This window comes from Pseudochrobactrum kiredjianiae (assembly GCF_030362795.1).
GTDB classification, from domain to species: domain Bacteria; phylum Pseudomonadota; class Alphaproteobacteria; order Rhizobiales; family Rhizobiaceae; genus Pseudochrobactrum; species Pseudochrobactrum kiredjianiae.
Genome location: NZ_JAUCBM010000001.1, coordinates 689,426 through 704,535 on the forward strand (window position 1 = coordinate 689,426; position 15,110 = coordinate 704,535).

The following is a 15,110-nucleotide window of genomic DNA, read 5'->3' on the forward strand; positions in this document are numbered from 1 at the left end:
AAATGGCCAGCTTTAAAACGGAAGTGAAAAAGACAAAACAAAACCGGCTCTGCAAGGCAAAGCCGGTTTTGTGCGGATATATGTTTGCTGGTCAGGTGGGGAATGTTGTTTCCGTATTCAACGGATAGATCGGGCGGCGCAGTTTTTTATAATCGCGGGCGCTGAGATTGGCCGTGCTTAGGCCATCGGCATCCACTTCGATAATCGCCGAGGCAATCGGGCCGAACGCCGCGCGGAAATGCTGCTGCGATTTTACCACCACAATATCGTACTCAGCAGGTTCAATCCCGACACTGCGGAACAGGTTCTTATCCAGCATTTGCTGGCGCTCGGATGAAATCAGCATGTCAGTATTGCCGACACGAAAACACACGCTCAGCCCAAGAGAAGCAGGCAGCCCCTGAAACATCGGGCCTTCGAATGTGATATTACCGTCTGAAAGTGCAATGACTTCACCGGTCAGAGTAATCGCGCCGCCACCAATTTTCGGGTCAACTTTTCCGCCAAGGCTGACAGTGCATTGCGCACCGATGCCTGCTGTTACCAGTTCCTCAACCGCTTGCGGATCGCAGAAAGCACCGAAGGCCGCACGCCCGACATTGGTTTTGAGCAATCCGCTCAGCACGGTTGTTGCATCGCTATAGGCACCGCAGCCGGGATTGTCGGAAAAGTCGGCAATCACTAGCGAGCCTTGTTTGGTGTTACTGGCAAAATGTGCACGAATTGCCTCGGGCATATCCGGTGCCTGTAAGCGGCTGTCTTCGTCTTCACGGCGCTGCCAGATTTCCTGACACAGTTGTTCGGCGTGACTGACAGCCTGAGCTTCATTCACCTTATTGCGGTCATAGCAAATTACAGCAGAAGGTCCTGTATTAAACACATCGGCATCATAGAAGCCTGCATTGATGGAGGGGGCAAGAATGCCGTCTTGTGTTGCAATCTGATCAGCGATTTCCAGAATTTCTGTCATCGCGCAGGCATGCGTGGTGCGGCCGTCATTACAGCCGTTGAGCATTGGCGGCTGGCGAATAGCAATGGCCGGATTAATATCGCCGCGCATGGCGGCTTCCAGTAATTGCCCCGCCTTGCGGCCACATTCTGCCATATCCACATGCGGATAGGTGCGGAAAGAAACAGCAATATCCAGCAGTTCACTCATTTGCGGCGCGCTGTTGGCGTGCAGATCAAATGTACCGGCAATGGGTATATCATGGCCAACGATGCTGCGGATGAATTGCAGCAATTCGATCTGGGCATCATCCGCGCTTTCCGAGCACATGGCACCATGAAAAACAATAAACACGCCGTCCGGCTTCTGCCCCTCAAGGGTTTCGGTGACATCGCGCATGAATTGCTCAATCATGGATTTCTCAACCAGACCACCGGGCTCGGCACGGGCGGCAACCGTATAAACTGGCTCCCAGCCATAGGTCTCACAACAGTCGATAAAACCACCGATCTCCGAATTGGTGCCACGGCAATGGGTTTCGATCTCCTGACCTTTAAAATAATGGCAGAGGTGAAAGTCCTTCAAAGTGGTTTTCAGCTTGGAAAAAGTATTGGTTTCCTGATTGAGTTCAAGAACAGCAACTTTGAAGCGCATCGGAGCATCTTTCATTTCTACGGCAATGAGTTTGGCAAGCGAACAGGTAATCTGTCCTGCCGAAAACACCGGCAGGACAGAGGGATAGAGCCTGTAACGGAACGTTGTTTCAGGCTGCGGGGGAGGCGGGGATTATTTTAAATAAGCGCTGGCATTGACCGGACGCACCATGATATCGAAGTCAAAATATTGCTGACGGATCTTGTCATAAGTGCCGTTTTTCATAATCGTTTCAAGGGCGGTATTGAGGCGCTTTGTCAGATCAGTGCTATCTGTGCGAAGTGCCATGGCGTTGCCCTGCGCTGTATCAAGAATGAAAGGCTTACCGGCAAATTCGCAACAAGCACCGCTGTCCTGTGCCAGCCAGTCGCTCAGAGCCATCTGGCTTTCAAGCACCATATCGAGGCGACCGCTGTCCATATCGAGAAAAGCCTCGCTCAGTGAAGGGTAGAGCTTCACTTCATTGTCGGGGAAATATTCTTTGAGCGTTTCCACAGCGACAGAACCGGATTGGGTGCCGATAATTTTGCCCTCTAAGGCTGCTTTGGAAACGTCCTTAATGCCAAGGTCTTTGCGGGCGATGAAATGCATGGCATTGAAATAATAGGGATTAGTAAAGCTGACTTGCTTTTTGCGTTCATCATTGATCGCCATGGAAGCGATCATAATGTCAAATTTTCCGGATTGCAGCGCCGGAATGATCCCTGACCATTCATGGGTGCTCCATTCGCATTCGGCTTTCAACTCCGCGCAGACAGCTTGTCCGATATCATAATCGAAGCCTTTGATCTCGCCGCTGCCGGTCACATAATTGAAAGGCTTATAGTCCCCTTCGGTGCCGATGCGCAGTTTTTCAGTTGCCATTGTTTGTGAGGTGAGCAGACCGAGCAGCAGACAGCCTGCTGCAGTCATTGATAATACTTTCATGCGAATTTCCCCGATTATATTCTTTATTCTTTTAATATCTGATGCGGTTGTGAAGTGGTAATTCCTGCGCTTCCCCACGCAGAAATATCCCGCATATAAATAATCAATCTATTGATATTTATTGATTATTTTAATTTTACGATTGGCTTTCCCGAGGAGCATGATGGATTTTTACCCTGTATGCAATGTGAAAGAATTGACGTAAGATATCGAAATAATTCATAGCTGAATATGAAATGGGGAAGATATGCGTGATTTGCCGGGGCTGAAATCATTGCGGGCATTTGAGGCGGCGGCGCGCTGTGGCAGCCTGACCGCTGCGGCAGATGAATTATGCGTCGGGCAAGGTGCGATCAGTCATCAAATCCGGTTGCTGGAAGATTATCTGGGCTTACGGGTTTTTATCCGCAGACAGCATGGTGTGGAGCTGACGCAGGAAGGCACTTTGCTTTTCAATTCATGCCAGCGGGCATTTGATGATCTTGCCGGTACCATCCGGCATATTAGCCCGCGCACAGTGCAGAAGGTGTTACGCGTCAAAGTCGGACCATTCTTCTCGATGAAGATTATCGCGCCGCGTATTTCAGAATTTCTGGCGCAGCATCCGGGTTTGCAACTGCATCTGTCCCATCTCGATACCAATGTTCCGGCGTCCGGCCAGCCGGATATTGTGATTGATTATCGTCTGGGGGCAGTTACAGGTAAATTCTCCCGTCAATTGTTGCGTGAAAGGCTGGTGCCCGTTTGCGGGGCATCAATCCGCAATCAATACAACAGTGCGACTGAGTTGTTATGCAGTAACCGGCTGCATTATCGTTCTGTGTCTGAATGGCAAAGCTGGATTACCACATCCGGCCTGATGCTTGGCCACAGCCAGCAGGATCTGATTTTTGACGATCAGCATATCATTCTGGAGGCCGTGAAAGAGGGGCAGGGCGTGGCACTGATCGATCAGGCGCTGGTCGAGCAGGAATTGCGAAATGGCCAGATGTTTCTGGTGTCGGAACATAGTTTCGAGCCGCAGGAAACCTATCAGTTTGTCTGTCAGGAAGAGCTGTTTCGCGCCAAACCTGTGACGAAAGATTTTCTCGATTGGCTAATCAGAGAGATTGCTTTGCGGCGTAAACAACAGGATGTAGCGGAGCTTTTCAGCTGAGCAACCATTTGTCTGAGGGATCGCCCGACAGACAATGCTTTTAAATTTTACTAAACATTCAAATAATATATTGAATGTTTTATACGATATGATAATTGCATATTGTATAAGGCGAGAATGAAGCCGTTTAGCGATCGTGGTAAAAGGGTGAAGATATGTTGCTCAATGATGGCGTTGCGCTCATAAGAGATGCAATTATTCTCGGCATTGGTGCAACAGTTTTTATGGATATCTGGGCGCTGGTGCTGTGGCACGTGTTTGGCGTGCCGTCACTGGATTATGCGCTTGTCGGTCGTTGGATCGGGCATTTACGTCATGGCACATGGATCCATCCATCCATTATACGTGCAGAACCGCTGCGCTATGAAAGGTCTGCTGGATGGATTGCCCATTATCTGATCGGGATTGTTTTCGCAGGCGGTTTGCTGCTGATATGCGGTAGAGAGTGGTTGCTGCAACCCGATTTTCCGACGGCTTTAATCACCGGACTGGTCACGCTTGTGGCGCCGTTTTTTATTCTGCAACCCGGAATGGGCGCGGGAATAGCAGCCAGTAAAACTCCGCATCCGAATAAAGCCCTTATGCGCAGCTTGCTGGCGCATACGGGGTTTGGTGTCGGGCTTTATATTGCCGCGCTACTATTGTCTTGATTAGAGCGCCGTGTGCCAGACTTGGCACACAAAGGTCGCTCTAGCTTGTGATTTAGCGTGACAGTGCCTGACTTGGATAACGCAATGTCGCATCAAACGGATTGAGTTTGCTGGAAATCAGCGCGGCTTCCTTTTTCAAAAGATCGGCAATAGTGCGCTGGCGTTGTTCTGTCAGACGCGAGGCCAGTGTGCCGATACTCAGCGCCGCAACTGCCACGCCGTTTTGATCCAGCACCGGTACGCCCAGTCCTGCCATGCCTTCAATCAACTCGAAATTCATATGGGCGGCACCAGTCTGGCGAATAGTGTCGATCATGATACGCAAATCCACCTCATCAATGGCTGCGCGGTCGAGAATACGTGGCATGTTGAAACGGATAATCGCCTCGCGCTCTTCTTCCGGCAGAAAGGCGAGTATGGCGATGCTGCCCTGACCAATGCCGAGCGGAACCTTACCGCCAATATCGCCGGTAAAAGAGCGGATCGGAAACGGGCCTTCAACGCGATCAAGACACACGACATCAAAGCCGTTCCGCACCAGCAAAAACACCGTGTCATTAAATGTGGCAGACAGGCGCAGCAGTGCCGGACGCGCGAAATCCAATATGCCGTCGCGCTGACGAGTTTGCGCGGCCATGCAGAAAAAATCAAGCGACAGGCGATAGGATTTCGTATCGCTGATCTGCTCTACCAATCCTTCGCTGATCAGGCTTTTGAGTAGACGGTGGGCAGAAGGCTGGCTGAGCTCCAGCTCACGAGCCAGATCAATCAGCCGCATTCCGTCCCGTGAATTTTCTGCCAGACCTTTCAATATCTGGATCGCTTTGGTGAGGCTAGTATTCACAGGGGATTTCGTATTTTCACTCATTGCCCGACTCTTGAATGCTATAATTCCGTATTTTGGATTAAACTATATAAATTATTTCGTAATAGAAAATAGAATTTGTCTAATTCACAAAATTTCTGTCAATAAATGGATAAATTCCGCTTTAAGTGAAATCTGTCTGCATGTCCTTGTTACAGGGCTGCCATGAAACAGGCCGGCGAAAAGAGCGGCGAACCACCAGATAACCCGCAATATTTATAAATGCGGGGGCTGCTCAGGGAGATATGCATGAGCTTTTTAAGCCTGAAACAGGTTTCCAAAATTTATGGAAAATTCTCAGCCGTGAAAGATTTCGATCTGGCCGTGGAAAAAGGTGAGTTTATCTCTCTGCTCGGCCCTTCCGGTTGCGGTAAGACCACCACATTGCAGATGATTGCCGGTCTGGTAACGCCAAGCGCCGGTTCTGTGACGCTGGATGGCCGCGATATTACCTATACAGCGCCTGCACAGCGCCAGCTTGGTGTCGTCTTCCAGAGCTATGCATTGTTTCCGCATATGACGGTTGCGCAGAATGTCAGTTTTGGTCTGGAAATGCGTAAAGTGCCGAAAGCAGAGCGTGACGAGCGCGTGAAAGAAACGCTGGGTCTCGTGCATCTCTCCGCATTGGCAGACCGCTACCCGCGTGAAATGTCCGGTGGTCAGCGTCAGCGTGTGGCGATTGCCCGTGCGCTGGTGATCAATCCGCCGGTGCTGTTGCTTGATGAGCCGCTGTCCAATCTCGATGCGCAGCTGCGTGAAGAAATGCAGTTTGAACTGCGCCGTATTCAGCGCGCGGTTGGCATTACCACAATTATGGTCACGCATGATCAGGCAGAGGCGCTGTCGATCAGTGACCGTATTGTGGTGATGGAAAAGGGCAATATCACACAGGTTGATGCCCCTTATAAGCTCTATGAACATCCGCGGAATGACTTCATTTCCAACTTTGTCGGCAAATCCAATTTCCTGACTGCAGAGGTTGAAGCCGGAAATGTACTGGCGATCGAAAACACATCAGTTCGCTTTACACCGGAACAGCCTGTGAGCGGCAAGAAAGTCTCGCTGTTCATCCGTCCGGAAAAACTGAACCTCACCAATGCCGGTGCCGGTCATGTTGATGGCACTGTGACCACTCGTTATTTCATGGGCAGCCAGTGGTTTGTGACAGTCACAACGCCTGCCGGACAATTGTCCGTGTCGCTACCGAATGTTGGTACACCGCCACCAGCAGAGGGTGAAACCGTTGGTCTGATCTGGCAGCATGAAGATTGCCGGATGCTTGCAGGCGGAGCGGCCTGACCATGAGCGCAACCACTGCTGACACAAAAATCAAGGAAAAGCGCAGCCGCGCACCGCTGTTTCTGGCGGGGCCTGCGACACTGCTTTTCATCGGGCTGGTACTACTGCCATTGGCACTGACAGTTATCCTGTCATTCAACAGCTATAATTACGACACAGGTATCGAAAACACCTTCACACTGCATAATTATATGCAGGTTCTTCAGGATGATTATTACCTGTCGATTTTCTGGCGCACTTTGCGTCTCGCATTACTCACCACAGTGATCGCTGTGGTGATCGGCGTGCCTGAAGCCTATATTCTCTCGAATATGCGTGCGCCGTGGCGCTCGATCTTCCTGCTGGTGATTATCGGCCCGCTGCTGGTTTCCGTTGTTGTGCGTACCTTCGGCTGGAGCATGATCCTTGGCCGCAACGGTTTCGTCAACGGCGCGCTGGGTATGGTCGGGCTGGAGCCGGTGCAGCTGCTTTACACCGAAACTGCAATTGTCGTTGGTCTGGTGCATATTATGCTGCCATTCATGGTTATTCCGGTCTGGACAGTGCTGCAGAAGCTTGATCCGACTGTGGAAGCTGCTGCACTGACCCTTGGTGCGTCCCGCTTTACGGCGTTGCGACGTATCGTGTTTCCGCAGGCGATGCTTGGCATTCTCTCCGGCAGCCTGATTGTTTTTGCCTTGTCGGCCAGTTCTTTTGCGATCCCGGGTCTGCTTGGTGGCCGTCGTTTGAAAATGGCTGCAACCGTTGTCTATGACGAGTTCATGATTGAGCTGAACTGGCCGCTCGGTGCTGCCATCGCCATCATTGTTCTGGTCGCTAACCTTGTCATCATGATTGCCTATAATCGCATGATTGAGGGACAGGCCAAACGGAAGCTGGGTTAATATCATGCAGAAAAATGGTCCTGGTGCTCTGATTTTTCATAGCCTCGTTGTCATCTTCATGCTGGCGCCGATGGTGGTGGTCTGTCTCGTTGCTTTCACACCCGAAAACACACTGACAATGCCGTGGAACGGTCTGTCTCTGCGCTGGTTTGTGGCCGTGTTCCAACATAATGATTTCATGACCTCCTTCGGGAATAGTCTGAAACTGGCTTTTATAGCGGCAACAATTTCCACCCTGCTGGCTGTACCGTCCGCACTGGCAATTACACGTTATAATTTTGCCGGACGCGATGCACTGAACGCGCTGTTTCTGTCACCGCTCATTATCCCGCATCTGGTGCTCGGCGTTGCTTTCCTGCGTCTATTCTCGCTGATGGGCATGAGCGGCTCGTTCCTCTGGCTGGTAGCAACCCACGCGATTATCATCACGCCTTATGCGCTGCGTCTGGTGCTGGCCTCATTAAGCAGCATGGATCAAAACGCGGAAAATGCTGCGCGCACGTTGGGTGCCGGTGAGTGGACTGTGTTCAAGCGCATCACCCTGCCATTGTTGTTGCCGGGTGTGAGCGGTGGCTGGTTGCTGGCTTTCATCAATAGCTTTGATGAACTGACCATGTCGATCTTCGTGACATCGCCTTCAACAGTCACGCTGCCGGTACGCATGTATATGTATGCCAGTGAATCGATTGACCCGATGATGGCTGCGGTCTCTGCGCTGATGATCCTTGTGGCAACGATTGCGATGATCATTCTTGATCGCCTGTTTGGTCTGGATCGTATTCTGGTCGGAAAAGGCTGACCGGAGTGAGCGCACAAACTTCAAATCAATCTGGTGGCGGTCAGTTTTACCGCCGCTACCGTCAGGATGAAAAGCCGGTCGGCTTTTCACTGAACGGCGTTGCTCAGACCGGCCGTCATGGCGATACGGTGCTGACTGCTATTATGGCGGTGAGTTCTCATGTGCGTCATACGGAATTTACCGGTGAGAACCGCGCCGGTTTCTGCCTGATCGGTGCCTGTCAGGATTGTTATGTCATGACAGAAGAAGGGCAGCGTATCCGTGCCTGCACAACGCCGTTGCAGGAAGGCATGCGCTTTGTAACCACTATGCCTATGGGCGCCGGAGTGTGATGATGGCCAAAGCCGATTTACAGCCGGTGATTATCGGTGCGGGGCCTGCGGGTATCCGTGCAGCGCAAGTGCTGGTGAAGGCTGGTTTGCGCCCTATAGTGCTGGATGAAGGTTTGCGGGCAGGCGGGCAGATTTATCGCCAGCCGCTGATTGATGACGGCCGCTCCTATGCCAAGCGCTACGGTTCGGAAGCGTCAAAAGCCAAAGCGCTGCATGAGACCTTTGAAGCGCTGCGACCGGCAATTGATTATCATCCGGAAAGTCTGGTGTGGAATATATCACCAAGCGGTGACACACGTTTTCTCGATGTGATGTCCAATGGCCATTATCGCCGGATTGAATGTTCTGAGCTGATTGTTGCAAGCGGTGCAACCGATCGCGTTTTGCCCTTTGCATGCTGGACAACACCCGGTGTCTATACGCTCGGTGCATCACAGACAGCCTTGAAAGCACAAGGCGTTACAATTGGTAACAAGCTGGTTTTCATGGGTTCAGGGCCGCTGCTTTATCTGGTGGCATGGCAATATATGAAAGCTGGTGCCAAGGTTGTGGCGGTGCTGGATACGGCACCCTTCAAAGCCAAATGGCATCTGGCGCAGCTGGCATTACATGCACCGCGCATTGTGGCATTGGGTATGTTCTATGCCATGCAATTGCGTCTTGCCGGTGTGAAAACCATCTATAATGCACGGCCTGACAGCATTGTCGGGAAAGACCACGTTGAGGGCATCCGCTACCATATTCAGGGCAAATCCGGTGTCAAAACGCTGACCTGCGATGCATTGGCCTATGGATTTGCATTGCGTCCGGAAACACAATTGGCGGATCTCGCCGGTTGCGACTTTGAATTTAACAGCCGTGACAGAGCATGGCTGCCGGTGCGTGATACACAGGGGCAGAGTAGCGAACAGGGCGTCTATCTTGCCGGTGACGGCAGTGGCATTGCCGGTGCCGATGCGGCGGAAATCTCCGGTGAACTGGCCGCACTGGCTTTGCTGCAAAAGCGTGGTCTGGCAACAGATAGCAACCGGATCACAGCACTGCAAAAAGCCCATCAGAAGATCGTCACCGAGCGCGATCTGCTGGAAAAAGCCTTTCCGTTTCCGCGTGACTGGTTTGAGACTGTCAGCCCTGATGTCACGTTGTGCCGCTGCGAGGAAGTCACTGTTGGCGAGGCACTCAATGCGATCAGTGGCGGCAGCATCCGCGAAATCAATCGTCTGAAAGCGCTGAGCCGTGTTGGTATGGGGCGTTGTCAGGGGCGGATGTGTACTGCTGCCGCAACAGAACTTCTGTCATCACAGTTGCAGATCGATGCGCTTGAGCTCGGACGGTTACGTGCGCAGGCGCCGGTGAAGCCGGTGCCCCTTGGCTTTGGCGCGATGCAGCAGGCTGATGAGCCAGCGGGCAAGGTGGTGTCATGACCAGGCATTTGGATGCAGATGTTGCGATTATTGGCGGCGGTCTGGTTGGCAGTTCTGCGGCCTTGGCGATACGCAAGGCCGGTCTGTCGGTTATTCTGCTGGATAAAGGGTTTTGCGGTGCGCAGGCCAGCGGTGTCAATTATGGCGGTGTACGCCGTCAGGGGCGCGGCGTTGAGCAACTGCCACTGGCTGAACTGTCCCATGAAATCTGGGGGCGTTTGCCCGAACTGATCGGCATTGATGGTGAATATCAGCGCAGTGGTCATCTGAAACTGGCGCGCACCGAAGAAGATTTCGCCAAACTCGAAGCCTATGCCGCCCGTGTTCGTCCGCAAGGGCTTGAGCTTGAGCTGATCAGCGGCAAGGCTGTCAAAACGCGTTTTCCGTGGCTGACGGGGGATGTGGCAGGGGCATCGCTCTGTCATGATGATGGCCATGCCAATCCGCGTCTGGTATCTCCGGCTTTTGCCCATGCAGCCAAAGCGGCGGGAGCAACCGTGCTGGAACATATGCCGGTGCATGAGGCTCTCACGACCGGTAATGGCTTTGCCCTGTTTGCCGGTGAAGATACGGAAATCCGTTGCCGCCAATTGGTCAATGCGGCGGGCGCCTGGTCAGATCAGTTTGCCGCGCAATTTGGCGAGAGCGTTCCGCTCAAGAAAATCTATCCGTCAATGGTGGTGACTGAGCCGCTGCCATATCTTCTGCCGATGAGTATGGGCGAAGAGGGCGGCAGTTTTTACGGCCGTCAGGTGGCACGTGGAAATTATGTTATGGGCGGCGGGCGCGGTGTCGTGCTGAATAATCCGGATTATTCACGGCCTTCTGTGACCGCAGCTTCATCAGTGATGCAGCGGGCGATTGCACTTTTTCCGCATTTGCAGCACGCGCATGTTATCCGCTTCTGGTCCGGCACAGAGGCGGAGATGCCCGATGGTAATCCTGTCATCAGTGCCAGTTCTAAAGTGAACGGGTTGTTCCACGCTTTCGGTTTTTGCGGCGCTGGTTTCCAGACAGCACCGGCGGTGGGCTCAGTGCTGTGCGATCTGGTCACTCAAGGCCGCAGTTCAATTCCGGTTGAGGCTTTTAGCATCGACCGTTTCCATGATTTTCAGGCGCCTTGATTTGCCTGAAATTCAGTTCTTTGTCTTCATAATGGGAGTAGCATGAAAATGAATTTTCGACTGACTATGGTTTCCGCTCTGGCACTTGGTGCTGTGGCTGTTGCATCCGGTGCTGCGCAGGCAGAAACCAAAACGCTGTATATTGGCATGAATGGCGGTAACTTTGAACGCGCCTATACCGAGCATGTTCTGCCGCCTTTTGAAAAAGCCAATAATGTTAAAGTGGTTATTGTTCCGGGCACTTCGGCTGATATTTTGGCTAAGGCAACGGCTTCAAAAGACAATCCGCAGATGCATGTTATGCTGCTGGATGACGGCGTAATGGTTCGCGCTATCGGCGGCGGCCTGTGCCAACCGATTTCTGATAACGCAGTGCTGAAAGAAATTCAGCCGGCAGCCCGTATGAAAGATGATATGGCAATCGGCGTTGATATGGGCATGACCGGTCTTGCTTATAACAAGAAGCTGTTTGATGAAAAAGGCTGGGCAGCACCAACTTCATGGATGGATATGGCTGATCCTAAATTCGCTAATGCGGTGGTGTTCCAGTCCGCTTCGGCTTCCAGCTTCGGTCTGCATGCTTTCCTGATGTTCAACCGTATTCAGGGCGGTGATGAAAACAATGTCGAGCCGGGTTTTGAGAAATTCTCTGATACGATCGGCAAGAATGTAATCGAGTTCATCCCAAGCTCTGCCAAGATTTCTGAAATGGTACAGACCGGTGAAGCTGCGATTTTCCCACTCACACCAACCGCAGTGAACAATCTGAAAGATAAGGGTATTCCGGTAGAATATGCCCAGCCTAAAGAAGGTTCCGTTGTATTGGCTGTTACCCAGTGTGTGATTGCCAACAATAGCGAACCGGAGCTGAGCCAGAAACTGGCGCATTATCTGTTGTCTGCTGATGCGCAGAGCCTTGCGTTGGATAATGGTAATATCATTCCGTCTAACGTGAATGCCAAGGCCGGCAATGAAGACGCCAATGCCAAACTGACCGCTTTCCGTGGTTATATGGAAACGGCAAATGTTCTGGACTGGGATGCGGTTAATAAAAACCGTCAGGCATGGAACAGCCGCTGGAATCGCACAATCGAACGTTAAGAGCGTTAACATTGTCGCAATGAATGACAGAAATGTCGTAGAGGCCCGTGATCTTTGATCGCGGGCTTTTATTTTGCCTGATTGATCTTTACAACGCACGCACAGACATTCAGACTTGAAATCCAGAACAATCATGTCGACATTTCTTGGAAAATATTTAAACAGGGATGCGAATGTGTCCTGATGTATGAATGAGAATTGAGATTAACGGAGCTTCCATGTCCAAGGCAGAAAATGCGCAGGCAACGCCGGCAGGTCAGATATTTGACAGGATATGGCTCTCTATCGCCGAGCGGCGTTTGAAGCCCGGCACACGTCTCAAAGAAGAAGAACTGGCTGAGATTTTTGATGTCAGCCGCGCCCGCATCCGGCAGGCTTTGGCTACGCTGGAACGCGAAGGACTGGTAACAATTCAGGCCAATCGCGGCGCGTTCGTCTCCGAGCCTTCTGTGGAAGAAGCGCGGGACGTGTTCTATGCCCGCCGTGCGATTGAACATCGTGTGGTTGAACGTCTGTGCGAGCGTATCAATAAAGAGCATGTCGCACGTCTCAATGCCCATGTAGAAGAAGAGCGCACAGCCGACCGTCAGGGCAATCGTACAGATATTATTCGCCTGTCCGGCGGGTTCCATTTGTTGCTGGCAGAGCTTGCAGGGTCTTCCTTCCTTTACGGTATCGTCAAAGATCTGATCTCACGCACATCGCTGATTACGGCGGTTTATCGTTCGCGTCATTTGCATAATTGCGGGCCGGATGAGCATCAGGCGATTGTTGAACATATTGCGCGTGGCGATACGGAAATTGCCATCAAAGCTGTGCTCGAACATCTGGACCGTGTGGAATGTGAACTGGAATTAGAGGACGAAAAAGATCAGTCCTATAATTTACGTGCTGCATTGCTCTGAGTTTATTTTTTGTAACTTCGAAATTCCAACTCCGGAAACCTTCAGGTTTGCCGGAGTTTTTTGTGTCCTCTGAAATATTTGATGACAAATATGTTGACAATTATGGCGACATAAAACATCGTCAGACACTATTCTGCGCCTTCCGGCTTGAGGAAGAGGAAGGCGGTTTACCGTGTCGGCGAGAGGGACGACTATGACTTCACTATTGAAAAAACTGTTATTCTGTACGGTTGCTACTTGCATTAGCACCGCATCTTTTGCGGAAACGCTGCGCTGGGGCGGCGCGCGGGATATTTTCTCGCTGGATCCATATTCATATGGCAGCACATCCAATCTGGCATTCCTGAACCATATTTATGAAGGTCTGGTACGCTATACGCCTGAATTCGTAGTGGAGCCTGCACTGGCAACCAGCTGGGAGCTGATTGACAATAAAGTCTGGCGTTTCAAGCTGCGTGAAGGCGTTAAATTTCAGGACGGTTCTGACTTCACTTCGGCAGATGTTGTCGCTTCAATGAAGCGCGTCAGCCATCCGTCTTCACCGTTGCGCGGGAATATTCCGTTGTTTGTCGGCGCGACTGCTGTCGATGATTATACGGTTGATATTGAAGTCTCATCACCGAGCCCGTTGTTCCTCAACGATATGACCAATATTTTCATGTTCGATGCGGATTGGCTGGTTAAAAATAACTCTGAAATGCCAACCGATGTTGGCGGTCAGGTTGAAGGCTATACGACTTTCCATACCAATGGTACGGGCCCGTTCACGCTGGAAAGCCGTGTGCCGGACAGCAAGACCATTCTGGTTAAATATGACGGCTGGTGGGATGATGCGAAGCACAATCTCGACCGTATTGAATTCACGCCAATTGCTTCGCCTGCAACGCGTGTAGCTGCGCTCCTTTCCGGCGAGATTGATCTGGTGGATGGCGTGCCGTTGCAGGATGTGAAGCGTCTGGAAAGCACGCCGAATATTCGTGTTGAACAGCGCCCTGATCTGCGCACCATCAATCTGGTATTCAACCGTAAGGAAAAGCTCAACGACGGACGCGACAACTTCTTCAATGATTTGCGCGTGCGTCAGGCGATCGATCATGCAATCGACCGCGATCTGCTGGCGAAGCGCGTGATGCGCGGCATGACTCATACAGCGGGAACTGTGGTTGCGCCGGAAATTCCGGGCTATACAAAAGAGCTGGATATTCCGACAAAATATGATCCTGAACTGTCCAAAAAACTGCTTGAAGAAGCCGGTGCCGTCGGTTCTGAATTCACTTATCTCTGCATGAATGACGAGAGCGTGAATGAAGAGGATGTCTGCTCGGTTATCGTCACGATGTTGAGCCGGGTCGGTCTGAAGCCGAAGCTGGATATTGCCCCGCGTGCCGTGCAGGCACCGAAACGTTCCAGCGGTAAATCCGATATGTTTATGATCGGCTGGGCGAATGAGCCGACACTGGATGCTTATTCCATTCTGGTGCAGGTTCTCTCCACGCGTAAGGGTGCAGCTGGTGTTGCGAATTACGGCGGCTGGTCCTATCCGGAGCTGGATGCGCTGACTGAAAAGGCGGCTTTGGAAATGGATCGTGATAAACGTCTGGCACTCGAATCCGAGGCGCTTGGAATTGTGAAGTCCGAGGTCATTATGGTGCCTTTGCATCAGCAGCCGATGGCATGGGGTATGACCAAGAAAGTTGAAGATGTCACCATTCGTGCGGACAATAAGCCGCGGCATTGGTTGACACGTATCGCTAAATAATTGAGTGAACGACTGATTTACAGCGCCGGTATGGGCTACATACCGGCGCTATTGTTATTTCTAGAGCATTTCACAGTCAAGTTGGATCAACTTGACGACGGGATAATGCGACAAACTAAAGAAACTAGAGCGAGCACTGCGATCCAACATGAACGTAAATCGCTCTAACACTATGTATTTACAGCATAATTTTACTGATTCTGATTCATGTTTAAGGAATTATGCTGTAGCGCTGTTTTTCTGTGTTTTTCTGTGTTTTTAACGTAGCGTTAATTGCATCGT

General features: G+C 51.5%; 14 protein-coding genes. 11 read left to right on the forward strand and 3 right to left on the reverse strand.

Annotation, left to right across the window (positions count from 1 at the left end; genetic code table 11):
* Positions 1-91 precede the first annotated feature (91 nt).
* The gene (locus QUF18_RS03090; RefSeq protein ID WP_289385103.1) at positions 92-1,603 is read right to left on the reverse strand and encodes a M81 family metallopeptidase; all 1,512 of its coding nucleotides are present in this window, start codon (positions 1,601-1,603) and stop codon (positions 92-94) included.
* A 132-nt stretch (positions 1,604-1,735) separates the two neighbouring features.
* Positions 1,736-2,530 (reverse strand): transporter substrate-binding domain-containing protein, encoded by a 795-nt coding sequence (locus tag QUF18_RS03095; RefSeq protein WP_289385104.1) that lies wholly within the window; start codon positions 2,528-2,530, stop codon positions 1,736-1,738.
* A 247-nt stretch (positions 2,531-2,777) separates the two neighbouring features.
* On the opposite strand from QUF18_RS03095, the gene QUF18_RS03100 reads away from it, so the two are divergent.
* Together QUF18_RS03100 and QUF18_RS03105 are read left to right on the forward strand one after the other, a co-directional pair.
* On the forward strand, positions 2,778-3,686 hold the full coding sequence (locus QUF18_RS03100; protein ID WP_289385105.1) for a LysR family transcriptional regulator: 909 nt from the start codon (positions 2,778-2,780) through the stop codon (positions 3,684-3,686).
* A 155-nt stretch (positions 3,687-3,841) separates the two neighbouring features.
* The gene (locus QUF18_RS03105) at positions 3,842-4,336 is read left to right on the forward strand and encodes a DUF2938 domain-containing protein (RefSeq protein WP_289385106.1); all 495 of its coding nucleotides are present in this window, start codon (positions 3,842-3,844) and stop codon (positions 4,334-4,336) included.
* Positions 4,337-4,388: 52 nt separating this feature from the next.
* On the opposite strand, the gene QUF18_RS03110 is transcribed toward QUF18_RS03105, so the two are convergent.
* Positions 4,389-5,204 carry an IclR family transcriptional regulator gene (locus QUF18_RS03110; RefSeq protein WP_289385107.1) on the reverse strand — a complete coding sequence of 272 codons (816 nt, stop codon included), beginning with the start codon at positions 5,202-5,204 and terminating at the stop codon, positions 4,389-4,391.
* Between the two features lie 246 nt (positions 5,205-5,450).
* Here QUF18_RS03110 and QUF18_RS03115 point away from each other — a divergent pair, with 246 nt between their 5' ends.
* The 9 genes from QUF18_RS03115 to QUF18_RS03155 all read left to right on the forward strand — a co-directional run bounded on the left by QUF18_RS03115 (position 5,451) and on the right by QUF18_RS03155 (position 14,828).
* Positions 5,451-6,500 carry an ABC transporter ATP-binding protein gene (locus QUF18_RS03115; protein WP_289385108.1) on the forward strand — a complete coding sequence of 350 codons (1,050 nt, stop codon included), beginning with the start codon at positions 5,451-5,453 and terminating at the stop codon, positions 6,498-6,500.
* 2 nt (positions 6,501-6,502) lie between these two features.
* A complete protein-coding gene (locus tag QUF18_RS03120) occupies positions 6,503-7,384 on the forward strand; it encodes an ABC transporter permease (RefSeq protein ID WP_289385109.1) in 882 nt (293 codons plus the stop codon).
* Between the two features lie 4 nt (positions 7,385-7,388).
* The gene (locus QUF18_RS03125; RefSeq protein WP_289385110.1) at positions 7,389-8,183 is read left to right on the forward strand and encodes an ABC transporter permease; all 795 of its coding nucleotides are present in this window, start codon (positions 7,389-7,391) and stop codon (positions 8,181-8,183) included.
* A gap of 5 nt (positions 8,184-8,188) precedes the next feature.
* Positions 8,189-8,515 (forward strand): (2Fe-2S)-binding protein, encoded by a 327-nt coding sequence (locus QUF18_RS03130; RefSeq protein WP_289385111.1) that lies wholly within the window; start codon positions 8,189-8,191, stop codon positions 8,513-8,515.
* Positions 8,515-9,939 carry an FAD/NAD(P)-dependent oxidoreductase gene (locus QUF18_RS03135; RefSeq protein WP_374806437.1) on the forward strand — a complete coding sequence of 475 codons (1,425 nt, stop codon included), beginning with the start codon at positions 8,515-8,517 and terminating at the stop codon, positions 9,937-9,939. The genes QUF18_RS03130 and QUF18_RS03135 overlap by 1 nt, the downstream gene beginning before the upstream one ends.
* Positions 9,936-11,063: an NAD(P)/FAD-dependent oxidoreductase gene (locus tag QUF18_RS03140; RefSeq protein ID WP_289385112.1), complete on the forward strand. Its 1,128-nt coding sequence runs from the start codon at positions 9,936-9,938 to the stop codon at positions 11,061-11,063. The genes QUF18_RS03135 and QUF18_RS03140 overlap by 4 nt, the downstream gene beginning before the upstream one ends.
* A 66-nt stretch (positions 11,064-11,129) precedes the next feature.
* The gene (locus tag QUF18_RS03145) at positions 11,130-12,164 is read left to right on the forward strand and encodes an ABC transporter substrate-binding protein (protein WP_289386110.1); all 1,035 of its coding nucleotides are present in this window, start codon (positions 11,130-11,132) and stop codon (positions 12,162-12,164) included.
* A 218-nt stretch (positions 12,165-12,382) separates the two neighbouring features.
* Complete coding sequence (locus QUF18_RS03150) at positions 12,383-13,069, forward strand: GntR family transcriptional regulator (RefSeq protein WP_289385113.1); 687 nt, start codon at positions 12,383-12,385, stop codon at positions 13,067-13,069.
* A 193-nt stretch (positions 13,070-13,262) separates the two neighbouring features.
* Entirely contained in the window at positions 13,263-14,828 is a 1,566-nt protein-coding gene (locus tag QUF18_RS03155) for an ABC transporter substrate-binding protein (RefSeq protein ID WP_289385114.1), read from the forward strand.
* Positions 14,829-15,110 lie beyond the last annotated feature (282 nt).

Bases quoted from the DNA above. Each gene is read 5' to 3' on its own strand.
- QUF18_RS03105 (WP_289385106.1), top strand. From the start codon at position 3,842: ATGTTGCTCAATGATGGCGTTGCGCTCATAAGAGATGCAATTATTCTC.
- QUF18_RS03090 (WP_289385103.1), bottom strand. From the start codon at position 1,603: ATGCGCTTCAAAGTTGCTGTTCTTGAACTCAATCAGGAAACCAATACT.
- QUF18_RS03150 (WP_289385113.1), top strand. From the start codon at position 12,383: ATGTCCAAGGCAGAAAATGCGCAGGCAACGCCGGCAGGTCAGATATTT.
- QUF18_RS03120 (WP_289385109.1), top strand. From the start codon at position 6,503: ATGAGCGCAACCACTGCTGACACAAAAATCAAGGAAAAGCGCAGCCGC.
- QUF18_RS03100 (WP_289385105.1), top strand. From the start codon at position 2,778: ATGCGTGATTTGCCGGGGCTGAAATCATTGCGGGCATTTGAGGCGGCG.
- QUF18_RS03095 (WP_289385104.1), bottom strand. From the start codon at position 2,530: ATGAAAGTATTATCAATGACTGCAGCAGGCTGTCTGCTGCTCGGTCTG.
- QUF18_RS03135 (WP_374806437.1), top strand. From the start codon at position 8,515: ATGATGGCCAAAGCCGATTTACAGCCGGTGATTATCGGTGCGGGGCCT.
- QUF18_RS03110 (WP_289385107.1), bottom strand. From the start codon at position 5,204: ATGAGTGAAAATACGAAATCCCCTGTGAATACTAGCCTCACCAAAGCG.
- QUF18_RS03125 (WP_289385110.1), top strand. From the start codon at position 7,389: ATGCAGAAAAATGGTCCTGGTGCTCTGATTTTTCATAGCCTCGTTGTC.
- QUF18_RS03155 (WP_289385114.1), top strand. From the start codon at position 13,263: ATGACTTCACTATTGAAAAAACTGTTATTCTGTACGGTTGCTACTTGC.
- QUF18_RS03145 (WP_289386110.1), top strand. From the start codon at position 11,130: ATGGTTTCCGCTCTGGCACTTGGTGCTGTGGCTGTTGCATCCGGTGCT.
- QUF18_RS03140 (WP_289385112.1), top strand. From the start codon at position 9,936: ATGACCAGGCATTTGGATGCAGATGTTGCGATTATTGGCGGCGGTCTG.
- QUF18_RS03115 (WP_289385108.1), top strand. From the start codon at position 5,451: ATGAGCTTTTTAAGCCTGAAACAGGTTTCCAAAATTTATGGAAAATTC.